The following is an 18,251-nucleotide window of genomic DNA, read 5'->3' as shown; positions in this document are numbered from 1 at the left end:
ACTGTAAATTGCTTTACATAGGAATTTGCTGTTACCAGCTGGCTTTTATTCTTTTCTTAAGTTCAGCTTTAGCTTGTTCCAAATTAATTGACATTTCACTCTCAATTTCTCTTATTAACTTTTTCCCATACTGCCATAGAAACTTATCAATATTGTAATTAGAATAATTGTTTAATTCTAAATCCATTTTGAATTTTTCAAATATTGAGTAGAACTCTTTGAAGTTTCTTGGGTTTTCAAAAGAAATTTTTTCATTATTTTTTTGTCCTAAATAACCCTTTATAATAATCCAAATGTAACTGTCGTAAATTGGTATTTTAAAATCGCTTAGAAAGTGAACATACTTAGAAGAAAAAGACAAGTTATTGCGTTCAAAGCTTTTTGCCTTTTCGTTTGTCCAATTAACTTTAGATATCTTATCTACAAATTCGATATATTCATTAATTGTTTTGGGGTTCGATTCAGAGTTTGAAATTTTAACTATTTGATCAACGACAGGATTTATATTAACGATGGCTGTCGAGTAAATTTTATTTAATGAAGCAACTTTTATCAAAACATCAAATTTGTTTTGGTCGTCATTGAATGTTTTAAATAATTTTAAAAGCTTCTGATTAAGTTCATCCCCTTCTTCGATTGAATATAACTCAAGTATTTCGGCAATAAATTTTTCTGTCGGTTTTTTTAGTTCCATTTTTTAAGCTTGCTGGTAACGTTTTGGAAATTTGTGCAGAAATGGGATTAATTGCAGAATTTTTGTCGTACCGCACTGAACTAAATAATTAACGAAAAACCTGAGTTAAACCACCGTCAGCCATTTTTGTGCAAATTTGCTGTTGAACTAAACCTTCGATAGTTCCCATCATATTATTTATCTTACTAATATAATAAAGATAAATAATATGGCTACAAAAAAAAGAATGCTGAAGAATTAGGTGCAGTGTACAGAAGCCTTATCGTATCCCCCTTACGAACTACATATTGTTTATTAGCAGGTTTTGTTTATAGTTGGATAGAGCTCCTTAAGCTTTTTGTGATTTATAGACATGATGTTTTCCAAAGTATATTTGAGCCATTGGTATGGATTTACCTCATGTTTTTTGCAGATAGCAAAGAAAGAATAGAACATTGCAGCTCTTTTTGCTGCTTCATGACTTCCGGCGAAGAGGTAGTTCTTGCGTCCCAGAGCAATGGTTCTTAGCGTATTTTCACAGAGGTTATTGTCAATATTAACGGTTTGAAAATTTGCGCAGAAATGGCATTGCTTGCAGAACCAATGTCGCACCGCAATGAACTAAATAATTAACGAATAACCTGAGTTGAACCACCGTCAGCTATTTTTGTGCAAATTTGCTGTTAACTGATGCCTTTTATTTTTTTGATAAATGTTATTTATGCCTTTGGGACCCGTTCTATAATACTATTTAATATACCAGACATCAGTTTAATTTTTGAAGGGTCTTCAGGAGTTTCAATTTCAAGTTTATGTTGTTGCATACCCTCAAAATATCTCATTATTTGATTCCATCTTATACTTTCTTTTTTGTTGATTAGGTCTTTTTTAGAAACATTTATGGTAGTAGTTATTTCCCCAGTTTCGTCATCTTCAATCTCTTCTGTTAAAGAAATTCCATATTCATTTAGTAGTTGTGCAACATTTCCAGAAATCGCATAAATAGCCGACATGTTTCGTTTATCTTGATTGATTTTTTCATAGGTCGAAAGCAGACCCTTTAATAGACTATACATTCCAGTCAATACGGCACTTAAACAAAGTGCCCAAGGTAACTTTACAATTAATAGACCTAAAGCATAATTTATTATTTGCCAGTCTGTTATTTTAATTCCTTGATTATTTATGAAAACATCGAAGCTGTTAAAGGACGATAATAAATTCGGAATGCTAAAACCAATCCCTACTATTCCAGCAAGTAGAATACCAATAATTACTATTGAGTAAAGATTCATATTCTTATTAGTTTCTTCTAAGAAATCTCTAAATTGATTTATTAATTTAACTTTTCCAGTTGCATTTTTTTCAGCATCAGCAATTTTTTGGTTAGATTCTTGAATTGCTGTTTTAGTAATAATATTGATTTCGTCATTGTCCTTTTCGAATTTTTTATCTAACTGCTTTTCTTTTTCCTGGTAGTTTTTTTCTAAATCTTCAACCTTTTTTTTGAATGCATTGTCTTCTTTATTTTCTTTTTCTTTTTGTTTTAACAATCTTGCGTTCTCAGCGGATTCTTTAGCGGAAATTTCACTATTGAGAGAGTCCCTTTTCTCTATCATATTTTCTATTTCTGCTTTTAAACTTAACAATATTTGGTTAGCTAGCGATCCTTCGCTACCATTTGTTTGCTCTCCGATTATTTCAGTTAAATTTATATGTTTGTTTTCTAAGATTTTTATTTCTCTCTTTTGTTTTTTGATTTCTTTTTCTAAATCTACAAATTCAGATAATTTCGAAAAATCTAACCCGTCAAATTCGTTATTCAATAAATCATAAGCATTTTGGCCACTGCCATATCCTTCGATTACTAAATATGGAATAGCACTATTACCATAGGATACATTTGGCAATTGATTTACAAGAGATTTAACTCCGTTTATAGTTTTCAAAGTCGATTCTTCGTCTGTCATGTTTTATTAAGGTTTATATCGTAAAGGTTACACATAACGGTTTGAAAATTTGTGCAGAAATGGAATTGGTTGCAGAACGATTGTCGCACCGCACTAAATTAAATAAATAACGAAAAACCGGAGTTGAACCATCGTTAGCCATTTTTGAACAAATTTGCTGTTATATGTCGTACTATATTCTGTTGTTTTGAGCAAGTTTTCTATAATGTTCACCCAAAGCAGTTAATTTGCAAGATTTACTTTCCATTGCGGCATTCCACATATGTTGTGCATTGACTGGTTTAAGTAAATTAAGTCTATTGTACTTTTGAAGTATTGCAAATGTCTTGGTGTTTTTTTCATTAGGAGTTGGCATTCCTTCGTCTCGTCCTCTCATTTCAGGCTCGTATGTCGGGTCAAGGTTAAATTCAAAACCTGCTGTAGGAAATAATTCGCTGAGCATTCGAAGGTTATCTAATTCAATTGATGGTGCTGATTTCCTTAAGGAAATGAAATTTCGGACGTTTGTTTTGAAAATTGGTCTTTGTTCCCAAGCACCAAGCGACTGGTCAATATGGGCATACACACTTCCAGGTGTAACATCACCTAAAATATTTGAAGCACTACCACTTAAAGCATCAACTAATAGTGAGGTAAAAACTCCGCTTCCGTCTTTCTCAGATGCGTATTGGTCAGATGTGGAAGCAGTCAAAATGGTAATTCCTTCCGAAATTAATGCGCTGTCTTTTATGTTTGGAACGTCTCCTGCAATTCCGGAATGACAACTGTCTAAGATAATAATCTTATTGGTGGCTTTTGATTGATTTGCTATAACTAATATGTCGTTTAGAGAAACGCCATCATCTCCTCTTTTTGCTTCACTACCAAGTAAGTATCCACCTGTGATTTCAATATGACCATGACCCGCAAAATATAAGAGTGCAATTTCTGCATTAGTTGAAAACAATTGCGATATTGCGTCTTTTAATTCTCCTCTTTCAAGCGATTCTTTTGAATTAGATGCAGTCATTAATTTGCAATCAAAATTCACAGAACCGTCGTAATTTCTTTCCAACATACTTTTTACAGAATAGGCGTCGTTTACGCAACCATACAAGTCTCCACCATTTGGATAGTGATTAATACCAATAATTAATGCAATTTTCATACTTAAAGACTATCGATAAAATTTGAAATATTAGTGTCAGACCAAACTACAGTGTTTACTCCAAGAATATTAGTTCTGTCGTCAGTGTAAGCCCAAATTCCTAAAATTCTTTTACCTTCTTCTTTAGCGCACTGTATTTCCCATTTTTGTCCACTTGATAAAAGTGAATTTTTGCTAACTAAAATAATAACTCCATTTGAACGTCTAATTCGTGTCCGTACTCTCTCTTTCCATTCTGAACTATAAGGCTCTTTTACAGACATATCTATAAATTCGTATGGTGTTCTTGGATGTAATGACTGTCCCTTTAAAAAGTCTCGTTGTCTTTCATCATGAATAGAGAATGCAATAAATAATACTTTTTTCATAAACTGTTTTTTTTGGTTTTAAGTGTCGCAAAGTATGGTATATAACGTTTCTCGGCTTGGCGATGTGGAGGATTAGAAAGCCGAAACTTTCAATAATCAATAAATTTTGTAAAAAGCAAAAACCTTTGATTTAGCATTAAACCCGCCATATTGCCAACCGATGTTATGCCTTCGCACTTTATATTTTATCAAACCATTCTGGATTAATTGTTACATCTTCTATCAATTCGGTTTTAACTCCAAGATTAAATTCTTTCAATTTGTCACAAAGTTCTACTCCGTCAATAAGGTCAATTGGAGGAGCTCCATCTCTTGTAGCTTCCTTAATTGCTTCTCTAGTAAAATTTCCTGTTGTTATAAAAAGTCCCTTGTCCGCTCTTCCTTGCATTGCTCCACGAAAATCTCTAATGTCTCCTGAACCGACGGAGCCTTTATATCTTTTACTTTGAAAAAAAACGTGAAAACTTAAAAAACCATTCATACGCACAATTCCTTTTCCGTCAATTCCTCCATCACCTGATTTTCCCGTTACTTCAACTTGCACAAATCCACTTTCTCTTAAAAGTCTTTGACACAGACGTTCAAATGCAGATGGGTCAATTTTCAATAAAACTGAAATTAAATTTTCTTTCCAATCTAACTGTCCTTCAATTTCATCTTCAACTTCTTCATTTTGAAGTTTCGGATTTTTTGGCTTTTCGGATTTTGGTTTACGAGTTTTTTCTCTGACGTATTTTACAATTTCATCAGCTTTGAGTCGGGTTGTGTCAATTTCATTGTCAACTAATGCCCAAATTCCTCTGGAAGAGTTTTCTAAAAGGCCGTATTTTTTTAAATAAGTTCTTGCCCAAGCTAGTCGATATTCAACTTTTGTTTGCACTCCATTTTCATCGTGTGGAGTTTCTAAAGTTTCAGCATCATATTTTTCTAATTCATAAATTTTCTCATTGATTTCGTCAATAGAACCTGAACCACCAAGATTTTTTAATGCTTCCAAAGTTGGAATTAGCATTTTGTCATAAGTTGGAACACCTTCGTGTATTTTCTTTCTTCCCATTAATCTTGTATTTCTTTAAAATGCGGTTTTTTAGTATGAGGCATAACGTTTTGAAAATTTGTGCAGAAATGGCATTGCTTGCAGAACCATTGTCGCACCGCACTGAACTAAATAATTAACGAAAAACCTGAGTTGAACCACCGTCAGCCATTTTTGAACAAATTTGCTGTTACCTGCTGGGCTTTTTGTCATTTTAAAAACTTGAATAGGCCTTTAATACATTTTGTCCTAATATTTTTGCTGTCGCCAAATAGATAAACTGTTTTGGCTGTGTTACTAAAAACTCACTCATTAACCATTGTTCTTTATCAGAAAATATCTTGTCAAACATGTATGGGTGATACCTTGTTATTGAACCTAAAAAAAACATAGTATTATAAATTATTGTCTCAGGAGATTTTCTGCAAGTCAAATGTGTTGATAGATATGCTGTGTAACCCTCATTACCAATAAAATACCAAATTCCTTTTTTTCGTAATACTTGGGATAGATTATAGTAGTCAGCTCTCCCAGGAGTATATGTAGGCATTGTGATTTCTTCTTTCCAGTAATATATGTCGTCCTCTAAAACAATGTTATAACCTGATGAAATAAGATTTAAGCTTTGTTTTTCATTGCAATATACTTTTACTGTAGTTTTAAGCTTTTTAACATCCTTATATAGCTTAAAAGTGTTAAGTCTCACGAAAACTTCATCGATGTTATATATTTCACTGTATGCCCTGTGAATACCTACACAATTTGTCAAGTAGTCCTTTATGTTAATTGTCGTACTGGCTGTAGTAATGTTAAAGTCTAAAGCCTCTTCTAACTCACATGCGACGTTTTTAACGTGATTTTTCTTTTCTGCAATTGTAATTGTTGAATTACTAAATTTATTTAAATGCTTTTCTCCTATTCCATGCATGTAACTGCAACTAGTTTTACCATATGACTTCTCGATATTCACAATTACTTTCGCAAGATTTAAAAAGGAGTAGTAATATAACAATGGTTTAGATTTTATTGGACTGTTTTCAGCGGCAACGTAAAAATTCTTCGCTTGTTCGAGCAAAGAATTCATAAAATCTTTTTCGAAATTATTCTTCTTAATAATGTAGTCCCAGAATGACCAAATGTCAGAAATGATTAATTTTTTACTGTTCCCCAAATACACATTGTTTGTCGGTCTTGTAAAAAGCGGAAAACCATATTTTTTCTCTAATTCGGTCATTGTTTATTTTTCATTATTATAGTCGTTATAGCCTTGCTTGTAACAATTGTTTATGTGAAACCAATGCATGGAAAATTTCGCAAAGACATCTCTATATAGGCATTTCGTTTTTACATACTTTAACCCTGGTAATGTAATGATTATTTGTGATTTACCTTCTATCTATTTGTGAATAGCGAAACAATTATATTGATATGAATGTTATCTTAATATGAATAGCGAAGACATCTTAATGGCGTTTGAAAAAAAGTTGATTATCCAGAGATATGCTATCAATACAATTAAGTCATATAAGGATTATGCTAGTCTATTTCTCAAGCATGTTAATGATTATCCGTTTTTAAAAGAAGTGCCCGTATCGGCTGTAGAATCTTTTATAAATGACAAAGTTACAAAACAGCGTATCAGTGTTTCCTATCAAAAGGGATTAGTTGGAGCTATTAAAAAGCTATACGAATTGACTTTGGGCGAGAAGATTCAACTTGATTATTTATATCCCAAAAGGGCATTTTCAAAATTGCCTAAGTTCTTCTCCAAGGAAGAAGTGCGACAATTATTCGACAATACTACCAATCTAAAACATAAAGCAATATTAATGACTATCTATAGTTGTGGATTACGTCTCAGCGAATTGCTTAACCTAAAAATAAAGGATGTACGATCATCCGACAAGATGATCAGAATCAACCAAAGTAAAGGTAACAAGGACAGGATTTTGCCACTACCAGATAAGTTGCTGGATATTTTGCGCGAATATTACCAGATTTACAAACCTGCCGACTATCTTTTCGAAGGTGAAAAAGGAAATCAATACAGTGCGCGCAGCGTTCAATTAGTTTTGAAAAAAGCATTGGTAAACGCAAGAATCAAAACTGAAGGCACAGTACATTCGCTAAGGCATTCTTATGCGACACATTTAATTCAATCCGGTATTGATATTCGAATCGTGCAGGAATTACTTGGTCATGAAAGTATTAAGACAACGATGATCTATACGCACATCACTGATATTGATAAAAAGCGTACGCATAGTCCGTTGGACTTTCTTTAATTTCTCTCAGCCTGTTTTCTATAGGGGTGTTGTAGCACCTAAAGTACCCTCAGAGGTACTTTGGTGCGGAAAAGGGTACCTTTAGTGCTACAAGATACCTAGTAGCCTGCACGAAGCGTGCTAGAAGCTACGGCGAGGCCCATTGAAATAGTAGAGCGTAAATTATAGCATTAAAACAACCGATAAGTAGACCGTAAAACCAATAATTATAGAGCTATTAAAAGCATATTTAACATGCTGTAAATCAAGGAGTTTAATTCGAAAAAATCTCATAATTTATTTGGAAATCTCGACTATTTTTCCTACATTTGCAGATATAATTCTACGAGCTTTGATAAGCCACAATTATAATGATCTATCGGTTAAATCCGGTCGATTTACAAGCATTGGGAACGCCTCGGCCATCGCTGATCAGCAAAAATTAATAGGCAAGCGTTCCGGCTTCAATTTTTAATAAATCGATATTTAGATTTAAACTGCCAGCTGTGATAGCCGGCAGCAGATGTTCTTTGACGTATTTTTTTTATTTTACTTATACTCGATTGCAAATTCTTCAGTCGGGTTGCGTACTTTTTTCATGGATGACAGCGAATCTCCTTCTGCATCACGGTATCCTAAGTACAACAGCGTTACACTTTTTAGCCCTTTTGATTTAAGATCGAGGAGATCATCAACTAAATCATTGTTAAAGCCTTCTGCTGGCGTGCTATCAATTTTAAGCTCTGCAGCTTGAGCAATAGCCATTGCAAAACCGATATAAGATTGACGGGCAGTATGTACAAAGTTTTCTTCGGAAGTCTCATTTAAATATATTCCCTTAATTTTATCAGTATAACTGTCGAACCTTCCTTTAGGCAAGTTTCTCTCTTCCGTAGTTCGGTTATAAATTGCGTCTATTCTTTCTGCAGTATACTTGTCCCATGCAGCAAATACCAACACATGGGAACAATCTACCATAGCTTCCTGGTTAAGCACACTAGGTGCCAGTTTTTCTTTAATTTCCTGATTGGAAACCACCATTACGCGAAACTGCTGTAATCCAGAAGAAGTGGGGGCCAGTCTGGCGGCCTCCACAATTTTGTCTATATCTTCCTGACTAACTTTTTTTGTAGGATTATATTTTTTTGTGGCGTACCGCCACTTTAATGATTCTATTAATGACATTTTTTCTGATTCAATTACTTCAACAGTGAAATCATTTTTTCTGCCACACTTTCAGATGACGCTGGATTTTGGCCGGTGATCAACAAACCATCTGTTACCACATGTACACCCCAATCTGCTACCTTGCTGTAATTGGCACCTAATTTTTCCATTTCGGTTTCTACAAGGAAAGGAACTACATCTGTTAATTTAACGGCAGCCTCTTCTGTATTCGAGAATCCAGTTACATTTTTACCTTTTACAAAAGGATCACCGTTTTCAAATTTTACGTTTTTAAAAGCACCTGGAGCATGACAAACAGCGCCAACTAATTTGTCGCTATTGTAGAAATCTAAAATAAGCTTTGCGGAGTCCTTGTCATTCGCTAAATCCCAGAGTGGACCATGGCCACCAGGATAGAATACGGCATCGAAATCTGCTGCTTTCATTTCGGATAGGAGGTGGGTATGTGCTATTACTTCTTGTGCCTTTTCGTCCTTATAATAACGTTCTGTATCTTTGGTTTGTGCAGACGATACCTCACTGCTGGGGTCAATAGGTGCCTGTCCGCCTTTAGGCGTAGCAACGACTACATCAAAATCTGCATCTAAAAATCTATAGTAAGGGGCGGCAAATTCTTCTACCCAAAAGCCTGTTTTGTGACCAGTATTTCCTAATTGATCATGTGATGTTAATACAAATAAAACTTTCATTTATTTCTTCTTTAAGTATTGATTTTTTGGTGTATTGCAAGGTTAGACCTTCCTATAGACCGAATTATAAACGCCTGAAAGCTTATAAATGTTTACTGTGCTAAATCATTCCGGGATAAAAAGACCTTAAAATGACGAGTTAAAGCGTTTGATTTTTCTAACCCGATAATACAATCTTTTTTGAATCTCAAAAGCATGTACGTATATTTGTAGAATACACACGTATCATGACGACTAAGTTAACATTAACGGTAGAAGAAAGCGTTATAAAAAAGGCCAAGTCTTACGCTAAGCAAACAGGTAGAAGCTTATCTGAGTTAATTGAAAAGTATTTGGAAACATTAACGGAAGAACAACAGGAGCCCAGGCAAATTTCTCCCAAACTGAGAAAATTAGTGGGTTCGGTTAAACTGCCAGCAGATTATGATGAGAAAAAAGAATTAGGTTCCTATTTTGAAAATAAGCATTTATGAGGAATGTGTTTTCGGCTTTTTACTTCTTCTCATTCTTACGCCACCACACATTACTTGTTAAAAAAACATTTAGCTGAAAAGGAATTAAGGACATTACTGTATTCTTTGTTGGATTTTATTGAATTGATAGCTATTGATATTTCTATCATTAAAAAAAGTCTATTATCTAATCACAAAGATTTTGAAGATGCTATTCAAATTTTCGCTGCAAATTCAATCCCTAATATAGATTTTATCGTGACCAGAAATTTAAAGGATTTTAAAGATGCTGGAATCCCTGTATTAGCACCTGATAGATTGATTCAATTTCTGTAGCGAGTTAAAAATTTACAAATTTAGACTTGTCATCTTGTTTTTTAATTGGCTTTGGGATAGTCTTTCCAGAGCCATTCCAGTGCATCTGGCAGGGTTTGCCTTCTTACTTTGTCTTCCACATGCCTGGCATTGCGTGCAAAAACAAACTGATATGGATACTTTTTAGCAGCAAGTACCTTGGCCATCTTTTCATTTGCCAACACCCAGTCGTGCATATTGTCGCGCATTATATTTGGGTTAAACAAGTCTTGATCGCCTACTTCCATCCAGATGCGCAGGGGTTTTAGTTTGCTTTTAGGAATTATGTTTTCATGAAATCCCCAGGCGCCCATAGGTGTTTTTGGGTTGTATGGCCATTGTTGGTTGATAAAGGTACCAGAATAGGTGAGAACACGGTGATACCATTCGGGATGGTACCATGCCATTATCAGCGCACAGGATCCCCCCGAGCTGTTGCCCATGGTGGCGCGACCGGCTGGATCTTTTGTCAGTTTAACGTGGTAATTGCTTTCTATGAGTGGCAGTATTTCCTTTTCTACAAATTCTGCGTATAAGCCATTCATCGTATCATATTCCAGACCTCTTTCGCTGCCCTGCGCATCGCCGCTGCCATTACCTATAGAAATAGCGATCATTACAGGCACCTTACCTTTTGCAATCAGGTTGTCCAATACGGTGAAAAGCAAGTTGTCTGTCCCATCGGCGCCAACTATAAATGGTGCTGCCGTACCTGCCACATATTGTTTCGGAACATATACGGACACTTCGCGGGTGTAGGGAGCTGGGTGACTAGTCGTTAAGATCAATTTGGCAGGATTCGATGGGTCTGGAGTGCCAAAGGTATTTTGCTCCCGTGCGATGCCGGGATAAGTTTTGCTATCCCTGGAATTAATGAAAAACCGATAAATGGTTCCTTGTGGTACGTTAGCTTGTACTATAGATTCTGGAGATGGGTTGTGGGTAGGTCCAATAATAAAATTCCCATAAGCATTGGGAGAAGGATTGGTGCCATCCGGTAATTCTGTTGCTGATACATAACCAGCTGTATGTGGATCGCGGATTGGGATCTGGGCGCTGAGCGGGTTTACACTCCCTACCATATAAAACAACAGGCCAAGTAATGCCCAGCGAATAACTAGTTTATGTGACTTCATTTTTTTTCTGTATTGGTTTGCTAATTATATATTGGTATGCTAAGTAAGATATAATTTCGCTCAATATCAATACTTTGTAAAGATGAATTGTTATATGTATTTGGATTTACGGATTAAAAATAATACTTTTTGGGTAACCAAATAAAACCTGATTTTACATGTTAAAATACTTACTATTCCTGATTCCATTGTTGTTTATTCTATGGTTCGGACAAAAATATTCGCCCTTGGGCAAAGCCGATGATGCAATGCTTGAAGCTGTTCAGGATGAAAAGACCGGGACGATAACAGTTCTTAGAACAGATACCAAAGCCGTTGTGCTGACACAAAATGCTGGGGAGGATTTCCGTCCTTATATACACCCCATTGCCGCACCAGATGGCCAGGGAATGCTTACAGAGTTTAGTCCGCCCCACCATAAACACCAGACGGGTTTGTACTGGGGGCTTACCAATGTGAACGGTCGCAATTATTTTGAAAACCCCGGCGCTGGTTTTTGGAAACGTGTAGCGGTTCGTGTTCTGGAAAAAACAGGTGCGATAGTGAAATGGCAAACGGTGTACAACTTGCTGGACGATAAAGGCGTGGCCACCATGACGGAAACCCAGAACTGGAGTATGGAGCAGAGCAAAGGCCGCTTTTTGATTACGCTGGAATGGAAGGGGGAAGCTAAAACGGACATCACCATTGGTAAATATCCTTATGGAGGTCTATTTCTGAGGATGCCCTGGAAGCCGGGTATTAATGCAGAACTAATCAATACCGCCAGACAAAAAAATGAAAAAGCAGAAGGACAACCAGCTACCTGGGTGGATTTGGGGATGCAGGTTGATGGTCGTTCCGATATGGCGCACATTGCTATACTGGATCATCCGGAAAACAAAGGCTACCCACAAAAATGGCGGGTAGATGAGCAACTGGGTTTTGGACCTACAAGGGCACGTGATGCCGACTGGACCATTAAAAAGGGGGAGACAGAAACGGTTAAACATCAATTGGTGGTTTATACTGGCGCCTTTAACGATATTGAAATGAACAATACCTGGGCTAAGTTTGCGGGTAAAGATCCGAACTGGGCCAGTGTAGACATGTGGGCAATTGCCAAACAAGAAGGCAGAGATGCCAAATTTCTGAGTCCTGAGGAAGCGGTAAAAGCCATGACTTTAAAAGAGGGTTTCATGGCAAACGTTTACGCCGGAGAGCCTATGATTACGCAACCGATGGCTTTTTGCTGGGACGATAGGGGAAGACTTTGGGTAGCAGAGAATAGAGATTATGAATCGCGCTCGTCTGGGTTTTCCAATGATGGAAACAGTCGCATTTTGATTTTGGAAGATACGGACCATGATGGAAAGGCGGATACTAAAAAGGTATTTGCAGAAGGAATTCCTTTTCCTTCGGCCATGGCTGTTGGTTTTGATGGGGTATTCATTGGTGCTCCACCTAATTTATTGTTTGTGCCCGATCGCAATCATGATGATAAGGCGGATACGAAGGATATTGAAGTGCGGCTGACAGGTTGGGGAATCCGCGACAGGCATGAGACGCTCAACAGTTTTCACTGGGGGCCGGATGGTTGGTTGTATGGCTGTCAGGGTTTTGCTACTCCTTCGCGCATCCGCAAGCCGGTGGGTAAGGGTAAGCTTTACAGTCACCAGGAGCCTTTTCCAGATAGCGAAATCCTGAAGGGTGAAGGTGTCGACATCAATGGTGGCGTATGGCGATACCATCCTTTAAAAGATAAATTTGAAGTAGTTGCACATGGTTTTAGCAATCCCTGGGGGATAGATTATGATGCCAAGGGTCAGATCTTTATTACGGCCTGCGTGATTCCGCATTTGTGGTATGTGATTCCGGGCGGCATTTATCACCGTCAGGGTGGTCAGCATTTCAATCCATATACGTATACAGATATTAAGACCATTGCCGACCATAGTCACCGTTCTGCACATGGCGGCGCAAGTATCTATCAAAGTGATGCCTTTCCAGAAGATCAGAAAGGCCGGATCTTTATGGCCAACATCCATGAGCATGCAATCCTGACAGACATTTTAAAACCTTCGGGCTCTGGCTTTATCGGTTCGCATGGCGATGACCTGATGGCGGCTAACAATGCCCAATGGGTTGGTTTTAGTACCTCTGTTGGTCCGGATGGAGATTTGTATGTGCTGGATTGGCATGATGCCGATATCTGCGGTGGATCAGTAATGAACAAAGAAACAGGGAGGGTATTCAGGATTTCACCAAAAGTGGCTTTGTCGCAGAACTTTAAAAACAGGTACTCAGATCTAAATAAATTAAGCGACAAACAGCTGGTGGAATTCCAGACCAGTAAAAGCGACTGGCATTCCAGACGGGCGAGAATTATCCTGCAAAACAGAGCCTTCAAAAAAGAACTTAAAAAAGGTACATTGGAAGCACTTTCGGAAATCTATCGTAATAATATCAATAGCGATTATCGGTTACGGGCAATGTGGGCGCTGTATGTATGCAATGGACTTTCAGCAGCGCAGCTTAATACGGCGCTGGATGATAAAGATGAATATATAAGGGGCTGGGCGGTTCAACTGCTTTGGGAAGATGGAGTGCCAGCTGATGCAGTGATTGAAAAGATGGCAGGTATGGCTAAAACGGAGCATTCTGCTCCAGTACGGCTGTACCTGACTTCGGCCATGCAACGCTTGCCATTGGATAAAAGATGGGCCCTTGCAGCCAATTTATCTCAACATGGAGAAGATGAGAACGACCACAATTTACCTAAAATGCTTTGGTATGGCATTGAACCTATGGTGCCGAAATCGCCGGAGCGTTCTTTTGAACTGGCTGCTCAAAGTAAGTTAAGCCTGATTAGGAAATTCATCGCCCGCAGGGCAATTGATGCTGATGCAACTGATGCACTGGTGAGCTGGATTGCTAAACAAAATCATATTGATACCGCAATGGTGATTGGTATGAGAGATGGATTGGAAGGACGAACAGATCTTAAAACGCCTTTAAATTGGAAATCGGCATACGCAAAAATGCAGGCATCTGGTGATAGAAACAAACAGTTGTCGCTGGAAATTGCCCAGTATTTTGGTGATACGGAAGCTGCGGCAGCCTATTTCCATACACTACACGATAAAAACGCAGGCATTGAAGGCAGGCGTAAGGCATTAGCCACCCTGGCTGCACAACAACGCACGGAATTGGTAGCGGAACTACCGGGACTAATGGACCATGCTTTGCTTCGCAATGACGCCATCCGCGCAATGGCGAGTTACGATAGTGATAAGCTGGCACAGCTGCTGCTTTCGCGTTATCCGAAATTGAATGAAAAGGATCAGCAAACAGCCATTGAAACATTGGCTTCACGATCCAGATCTGGGTGGATGCTAGCCCTGGCTATAAAAAACAAAACGATTGAAAAAAGAGATGTACCAGCTAGTGTGGCAAGGCAGTTAAGGCGTGTAGTAGGTAGTGGTTTTGTGGAGATTTGGGGGCCAATAGATCAATTGCCTTCCAATGAACTGGCATTTAAAAAATACCGTGATTTACTGAACCCTGCTGCTCTAGATAAAGCCAACTTAAAGAAGGGGCAGACTGTTTTTATGCGTACCTGTGGAAGTTGCCATAAAATGTATGGCGATGGTGGAAATATAGGACCAAACCTGACGGGCTCTAATCGTGCTAAAGTGGATTATTTATTGTTTAATGTGCTGGACCCGAGTGGTGAGATACAGGATGATTACAAGTTGGTGGTGATTACTACAAGAGATGGGCGTACGTATTCTGGTAACATCAGTTCTGAGAATGACCGGCAGATTACCTTACGTATTGTTGGGCAAGATGCAACAGTAATCAACAAATCAAATATCCAGTCGAGAGAGGTAATGCCGGTATCCATGATGCCAAATGGATTGTTTGAAACGCTTACAAATGCCGAGATTATTGATCTGGTTGGGTTTTTGAGCAGGTCTAAATAAGTAAAAACCACATATAAAGTTATGATACCTTCCATTTTTAAAACACTTTATAATCACCCGCTTATTAACTCTGGTAATTTGCAGGAAATTGTTTCGTTACATAAAAAAATCATTTTGCAGAAAAACGACTTTCTATTAGAAGAAGGGACTACTGCTAGTGCTTATTATTTGGTAGAAGATGGTTTAATACGCTTCTATGTAAACGATTTTAACGGAAATGAGATTACCACACAATTTATCTGTGAGAACGAAATAGCGAATGAAGTATCGTCTTTGTTTCAGCGTATTCCTTCGGTGCAAAACGTACAGGCGGTTACGGATGCAGTGGTTTGGAAGATTGATTTTAATGATTTTCAGCATTTATATCACAGCATGGAATCCGTAAGAGAGTGGGGACGGGAATGGATGTCGGCGCAGCTTTTTCAAACCCAACAGCGGTCTATAGAGATGATTACTCAATCCGCTTCTTTGCGTTACCTGCATTTACTGGAACATAGGCCGCAAATTATCAGACAAGCACCGCTAAAGCAAATAGCCTCTTATTTGGGTATTGCAGATACTTCTTTAAGTCGCATCCGTAAAGAGCTGGTTTCTTCTTAGCATTTCTTGACCTATGTAAAGTGGTTTTGGTATTTCTATAATTAATTTAGCTAAAGCAAAATAGGTGAGCAATGAAAAATTTTAAAACTATATCTTTTTCCATATTTATTGATTCGGATAGAGAAAAAATATGGAGCGTACTCTGGAGTCCTAAAAATTACGAAAAATGGACTAGCGTGTTTGCGGAGGGAAGCCATTATAAGGGTGAGATGAAGCAAGGTAACACAATTCTGTTTTTAGGAAAAGATGGACGAGGCATGAGTTCATATATTGAAAAACTTACTGAAAACGAGCAGATGGTTTTTGCCCATCAAAAAGAATTAAAAGATGGTATGGAAACCGAATCATTGTGGCAAGGTGCAAAGGAAATTTATTACTTAAAAAAGGAAACAGAGACCTGTACAGAATTGCAGGTGATTTTGGATATCACCACAGATATGGAAGGTTATTTCAATGGTGTTTTCCCAAAGGGATTAGCTTTGATCAAACAACTTTCTGAACTTAATCATTAACCCTTAAAATTATATAATGGAAACAGCATCAAAAAAATTAGCTATCATCATTCCTGCTTATCGAATGCATTCACAAAGTTTTAAAAATGTTTTGGACAGTATTACGGAAGAGGCAGGCTTAAGACGAATTGAGAATAAGACCAACCATGTGGTATGGATGACTGGCAATTTAGTTAATTGTCGTTATTGGATTGGCAATTTGTTGGGTGTTGAAGATAAAGACCCTAATGAAGCCTTATTTAAAGAGGGTAGGGCATTGGATGAAAGTCTTACCTATCCAACGCTGGAAGAGCTAAAGAAAAATTTTGCGGCTATATCACCAAAAGTATTTGAAAAATTGTTGATTGCAACTGATGAACAATTAGATGCCGCTTTTCCATTTGGTATGAACGTACCTTTTGTGCCAGAAAATGTACTGAACATGATTGGTATGTGCATTGGTAGGGAAGATTATCTCTTCGGTCAAATAGGACTGATGCGAAAAATGCTTGATTTAAAAGGGATGAGTTATGATATAGACTTTAGCATAAGTTATTAAGTTGATTTGAATTTATATATTAATCTTTAAGAAGAATAAAATTATGGCCACTGTAAATGCTTATTTAATGTTCGATGGGAACTGCCAGACAGTTTTCGATTTTTATAAATCCGCCTTAGGCAAAGAGTTTAGCCAGTTAAGTAGGTTTGGCGAAATCCCTCCACAGGAAGGAATGCCGCCATTAGCTGATGATATGAAAGATAGAGTGATGCATGTAAGTTTGCCTATTAGTGCAGAAACAATTTTGATGGGGAGTGATACCATGCCTGGTATGGGGCCGGGTTTAACAGTGGGAAACAATTTTTCCGTTGCTTTAGGCGCAGACTCTAAAGAAGAAGCCGATGAATTATTTAATAAACTATCAGTAGGTGGTCAGATTACTATGCCTTTAGCGCTTACTTTTTGGAATGCATATTTTGGCATGTTTACAGATCAATTTGGTATTAAATGGATGGTTAATTACGATTTACCGAAGTAACAAGTTACAGTTGCTTTATATTTGCATTTAAAAATTAATATGAATTTTGGGCAACTTCAAAAGCAAGTGGATTTCATACATGAAATTGATAAGCTAAAATATATACAACGTAAAACCCGACTTTTCAATAGTGATCGTACTGAAAATGATGCTGAGCATAGTTGGCACCTTGCATTAATGGCTGTAATATTGTCTGAACACAGCAATGAAGACATTGATCTATTAAAAGTAGTAAAAATGCTTTTAATACATGATCTGGTTGAAATCGATGCTGGTGATATTTTCTTATATGATACCGTAACGAGTCACACAAATACCGCTGCGGAACTAGCAGCTGCAAGTCGAATATTTGGTCTTTTGCCAAAACAACAGGCAGAAGAACTTACATCAATTTGGGAGGAGTTTGAAGGTGGTGAAACCGCGGAATCAAAATTTGCTCGTGCAATGGATCGATTTGAACCGTTACTCCAAAACAGATCTAATAATGGAGGTACATGGAAAGAGTTTAACGTGTCTTACGATAAAGTATTTGAGAAAAAAAGTGTGATAAAGAAAGGATCTCAGTTTATTTGGGAATATGCTAAGAAGCTTATTGACAAAAGTGTAGTAGAAGGCATATTAAAAAAGTAATTAGTTTACTTGTATTCCATTATAGCAACAATAGGGTAATGGTCTGATGGGAGGTGGCCATTAAACGTATTGGTTAAAATGGCATAACGTTTAACGTTGAACTGTTTGGTTACAAAAATATGGTCAATACGCGCATCGTTTTTATTGATGACACTAAAGTTATTAAATGACGAGTTAGTAGCCAGTTTAATTGGAGCCAATGTATAGCAGTCTTTTAATACGCCCGTACTTAAAACTTCAGCATACACCTA

The 18,251-nt window shown here is 37.3% G+C and carries 19 protein-coding genes and 1 pseudogene; 9 read left to right on the top strand and 11 right to left on the bottom strand.

Annotated features, from left to right (window positions below; all coding sequences use genetic code 11):
* Window positions 1-31: 31 nt before the first annotated feature.
* From ACVWYN_RS13515 to ACVWYN_RS13485, 7 genes and pseudogenes are all read right to left on the bottom strand, one after another.
* Window positions 32-694 (bottom strand): hypothetical protein, encoded by a 663-nt coding sequence (locus ACVWYN_RS13515; protein WP_457289396.1) that lies wholly within the window; start codon window positions 692-694, stop codon window positions 32-34.
* 294 nt (window positions 695-988) lie between these two features.
* A pseudogene (locus tag ACVWYN_RS13510) lies at window positions 989-1,234 on the bottom strand (IS66 family transposase); the annotation flags it as partial.
* 158 nt (window positions 1,235-1,392) lie between these two features.
* Entirely contained in the window at window positions 1,393-2,643 is a 1,251-nt protein-coding gene (locus ACVWYN_RS13505; protein WP_457289395.1) for a hypothetical protein, read from the bottom strand.
* Between the two features lie 172 nt (window positions 2,644-2,815).
* The gene (locus tag ACVWYN_RS13500; protein ID WP_457289394.1) at window positions 2,816-3,790 is read right to left on the bottom strand and encodes a caspase family protein; all 975 of its coding nucleotides are present in this window, start codon (window positions 3,788-3,790) and stop codon (window positions 2,816-2,818) included.
* 2 nt (window positions 3,791-3,792) lie between these two features.
* The gene (locus tag ACVWYN_RS13495) at window positions 3,793-4,158 is read right to left on the bottom strand and encodes a TIR domain-containing protein (RefSeq protein WP_457289393.1); all 366 of its coding nucleotides are present in this window, start codon (window positions 4,156-4,158) and stop codon (window positions 3,793-3,795) included.
* 178 nt (window positions 4,159-4,336) lie between these two features.
* The gene (locus ACVWYN_RS13490) at window positions 4,337-5,215 is read right to left on the bottom strand and encodes a restriction endonuclease (RefSeq protein ID WP_457289392.1); all 879 of its coding nucleotides are present in this window, start codon (window positions 5,213-5,215) and stop codon (window positions 4,337-4,339) included.
* Window positions 5,216-5,408: 193 nt separating this feature from the next.
* Window positions 5,409-6,428, bottom strand: a complete 1,020-nt coding sequence (locus tag ACVWYN_RS13485) for a YaaC family protein (protein WP_457289391.1) — start codon at window positions 6,426-6,428, stop codon at window positions 5,409-5,411.
* Between the two features lie 211 nt (window positions 6,429-6,639).
* On the opposite strand from ACVWYN_RS13485, the gene ACVWYN_RS13480 reads away from it, so the two are divergent.
* On the top strand, window positions 6,640-7,479 hold the full coding sequence (locus ACVWYN_RS13480; RefSeq protein WP_457289390.1) for a tyrosine-type recombinase/integrase: 840 nt from the start codon (window positions 6,640-6,642) through the stop codon (window positions 7,477-7,479).
* Window positions 7,480-8,007: 528 nt separating this feature from the next.
* Here ACVWYN_RS13480 and ACVWYN_RS13475 read toward each other — a convergent pair.
* Both ACVWYN_RS13475 and ACVWYN_RS13470 read right to left on the bottom strand, forming a co-directional pair.
* Window positions 8,008-8,643 (bottom strand): nitroreductase family protein, encoded by a 636-nt coding sequence (locus ACVWYN_RS13475; RefSeq protein ID WP_457289389.1) that lies wholly within the window; start codon window positions 8,641-8,643, stop codon window positions 8,008-8,010.
* A gap of 14 nt (window positions 8,644-8,657) precedes the next feature.
* Complete coding sequence (locus ACVWYN_RS13470; protein WP_457289388.1) at window positions 8,658-9,335, bottom strand: type 1 glutamine amidotransferase domain-containing protein; 678 nt, start codon at window positions 9,333-9,335, stop codon at window positions 8,658-8,660.
* Window positions 9,336-9,562: 227 nt separating this feature from the next.
* On the opposite strand from ACVWYN_RS13470, the gene ACVWYN_RS13465 reads away from it, so the two are divergent.
* On the top strand, window positions 9,563-9,808 hold the full coding sequence (locus ACVWYN_RS13465; protein ID WP_457289387.1) for a DUF6364 family protein: 246 nt from the start codon (window positions 9,563-9,565) through the stop codon (window positions 9,806-9,808).
* Window positions 9,809-9,811: 3 nt separating this feature from the next.
* Window positions 9,812-10,123 carry a PIN domain-containing protein gene (locus tag ACVWYN_RS13460; protein ID WP_457289386.1) on the top strand — a complete coding sequence of 104 codons (312 nt, stop codon included), beginning with the start codon at window positions 9,812-9,814 and terminating at the stop codon, window positions 10,121-10,123.
* 41 nt (window positions 10,124-10,164) lie between these two features.
* Here ACVWYN_RS13460 and ACVWYN_RS13455 read toward each other — a convergent pair whose 3' ends face one another.
* Window positions 10,165-11,277 (bottom strand): alpha/beta hydrolase, encoded by a 1,113-nt coding sequence (locus ACVWYN_RS13455; RefSeq protein ID WP_457289385.1) that lies wholly within the window; start codon window positions 11,275-11,277, stop codon window positions 10,165-10,167.
* 158 nt (window positions 11,278-11,435) lie between these two features.
* Here ACVWYN_RS13455 and ACVWYN_RS13450 point away from each other — a divergent pair, with 158 nt between their 5' ends.
* From ACVWYN_RS13450 to ACVWYN_RS13425, 6 genes are all read left to right on the top strand, one after another.
* Window positions 11,436-15,242, top strand: a complete 3,807-nt coding sequence (locus ACVWYN_RS13450) for a PVC-type heme-binding CxxCH protein (protein ID WP_457289384.1) — start codon at window positions 11,436-11,438, stop codon at window positions 15,240-15,242.
* A 21-nt stretch (window positions 15,243-15,263) separates the two neighbouring features.
* Complete coding sequence (locus ACVWYN_RS13445) at window positions 15,264-15,842, top strand: Crp/Fnr family transcriptional regulator (RefSeq protein ID WP_457289383.1); 579 nt, start codon at window positions 15,264-15,266, stop codon at window positions 15,840-15,842.
* A gap of 71 nt (window positions 15,843-15,913) precedes the next feature.
* Entirely contained in the window at window positions 15,914-16,354 is a 441-nt protein-coding gene (locus ACVWYN_RS13440) for a hypothetical protein (RefSeq protein WP_457289382.1), read from the top strand.
* 16 nt (window positions 16,355-16,370) lie between these two features.
* Window positions 16,371-16,892, top strand: coding sequence for a DinB family protein (locus ACVWYN_RS13435; RefSeq protein WP_457289381.1), 522 nt, complete (start codon window positions 16,371-16,373; stop codon window positions 16,890-16,892).
* 43 nt (window positions 16,893-16,935) lie between these two features.
* Window positions 16,936-17,370 carry a VOC family protein gene (locus tag ACVWYN_RS13430; protein WP_457289380.1) on the top strand — a complete coding sequence of 145 codons (435 nt, stop codon included), beginning with the start codon at window positions 16,936-16,938 and terminating at the stop codon, window positions 17,368-17,370.
* A gap of 39 nt (window positions 17,371-17,409) precedes the next feature.
* Window positions 17,410-18,000, top strand: coding sequence for an HD domain-containing protein (locus ACVWYN_RS13425; protein ID WP_457289379.1), 591 nt, complete (start codon window positions 17,410-17,412; stop codon window positions 17,998-18,000).
* 5 nt (window positions 18,001-18,005) lie between these two features.
* Here the strand turns inward: ACVWYN_RS13425 and ACVWYN_RS13420 are convergent, their stop codons facing one another.
* Window positions 18,006-18,200, bottom strand: coding sequence for a hypothetical protein (locus tag ACVWYN_RS13420; RefSeq protein ID WP_457289378.1), 195 nt, complete (start codon window positions 18,198-18,200; stop codon window positions 18,006-18,008).
* Window positions 18,201-18,251 lie beyond the last annotated feature (51 nt).

Source organism: Pedobacter sp. UYP24, from assembly GCF_054057295.1.
Note: the sequence above shows the minus strand (reverse complement) of the source record. Positions and strands in the feature narration are given on the sequence as shown.

Excerpts from the sequence above, each read along its gene's own strand:
- ACVWYN_RS13515 (WP_457289396.1), bottom strand. The coding sequence starts at position 694 with ATGGAACTAAAAAAACCGACAGAAAAATTTATTGCCGAAATACTTGAG.
- ACVWYN_RS13505 (WP_457289395.1), bottom strand. The coding sequence starts at position 2,643 with ATGACAGACGAAGAATCGACTTTGAAAACTATAAACGGAGTTAAATCT.
- ACVWYN_RS13500 (WP_457289394.1), bottom strand. The coding sequence starts at position 3,790 with ATGAAAATTGCATTAATTATTGGTATTAATCACTATCCAAATGGTGGA.
- ACVWYN_RS13495 (WP_457289393.1), bottom strand. The coding sequence starts at position 4,158 with ATGAAAAAAGTATTATTTATTGCATTCTCTATTCATGATGAAAGACAA.
- ACVWYN_RS13490 (WP_457289392.1), bottom strand. The coding sequence starts at position 5,215 with ATGGGAAGAAAGAAAATACACGAAGGTGTTCCAACTTATGACAAAATG.
- ACVWYN_RS13485 (WP_457289391.1), bottom strand. The coding sequence starts at position 6,428 with ATGACCGAATTAGAGAAAAAATATGGTTTTCCGCTTTTTACAAGACCG.
- ACVWYN_RS13480 (WP_457289390.1), top strand. The coding sequence starts at position 6,640 with ATGAATAGCGAAGACATCTTAATGGCGTTTGAAAAAAAGTTGATTATC.
- ACVWYN_RS13475 (WP_457289389.1), bottom strand. The coding sequence starts at position 8,643 with ATGTCATTAATAGAATCATTAAAGTGGCGGTACGCCACAAAAAAATAT.
- ACVWYN_RS13470 (WP_457289388.1), bottom strand. The coding sequence starts at position 9,335 with ATGAAAGTTTTATTTGTATTAACATCACATGATCAATTAGGAAATACT.
- ACVWYN_RS13465 (WP_457289387.1), top strand. The coding sequence starts at position 9,563 with ATGACGACTAAGTTAACATTAACGGTAGAAGAAAGCGTTATAAAAAAG.
- ACVWYN_RS13460 (WP_457289386.1), top strand. The coding sequence starts at position 9,812 with ATGTGTTTTCGGCTTTTTACTTCTTCTCATTCTTACGCCACCACACAT.
- ACVWYN_RS13455 (WP_457289385.1), bottom strand. The coding sequence starts at position 11,277 with ATGAAGTCACATAAACTAGTTATTCGCTGGGCATTACTTGGCCTGTTG.
- ACVWYN_RS13450 (WP_457289384.1), top strand. The coding sequence starts at position 11,436 with ATGTTAAAATACTTACTATTCCTGATTCCATTGTTGTTTATTCTATGG.
- ACVWYN_RS13445 (WP_457289383.1), top strand. The coding sequence starts at position 15,264 with ATGATACCTTCCATTTTTAAAACACTTTATAATCACCCGCTTATTAAC.
- ACVWYN_RS13440 (WP_457289382.1), top strand. The coding sequence starts at position 15,914 with ATGAAAAATTTTAAAACTATATCTTTTTCCATATTTATTGATTCGGAT.
- ACVWYN_RS13435 (WP_457289381.1), top strand. The coding sequence starts at position 16,371 with ATGGAAACAGCATCAAAAAAATTAGCTATCATCATTCCTGCTTATCGA.
- ACVWYN_RS13430 (WP_457289380.1), top strand. The coding sequence starts at position 16,936 with ATGGCCACTGTAAATGCTTATTTAATGTTCGATGGGAACTGCCAGACA.
- ACVWYN_RS13425 (WP_457289379.1), top strand. The coding sequence starts at position 17,410 with ATGAATTTTGGGCAACTTCAAAAGCAAGTGGATTTCATACATGAAATT.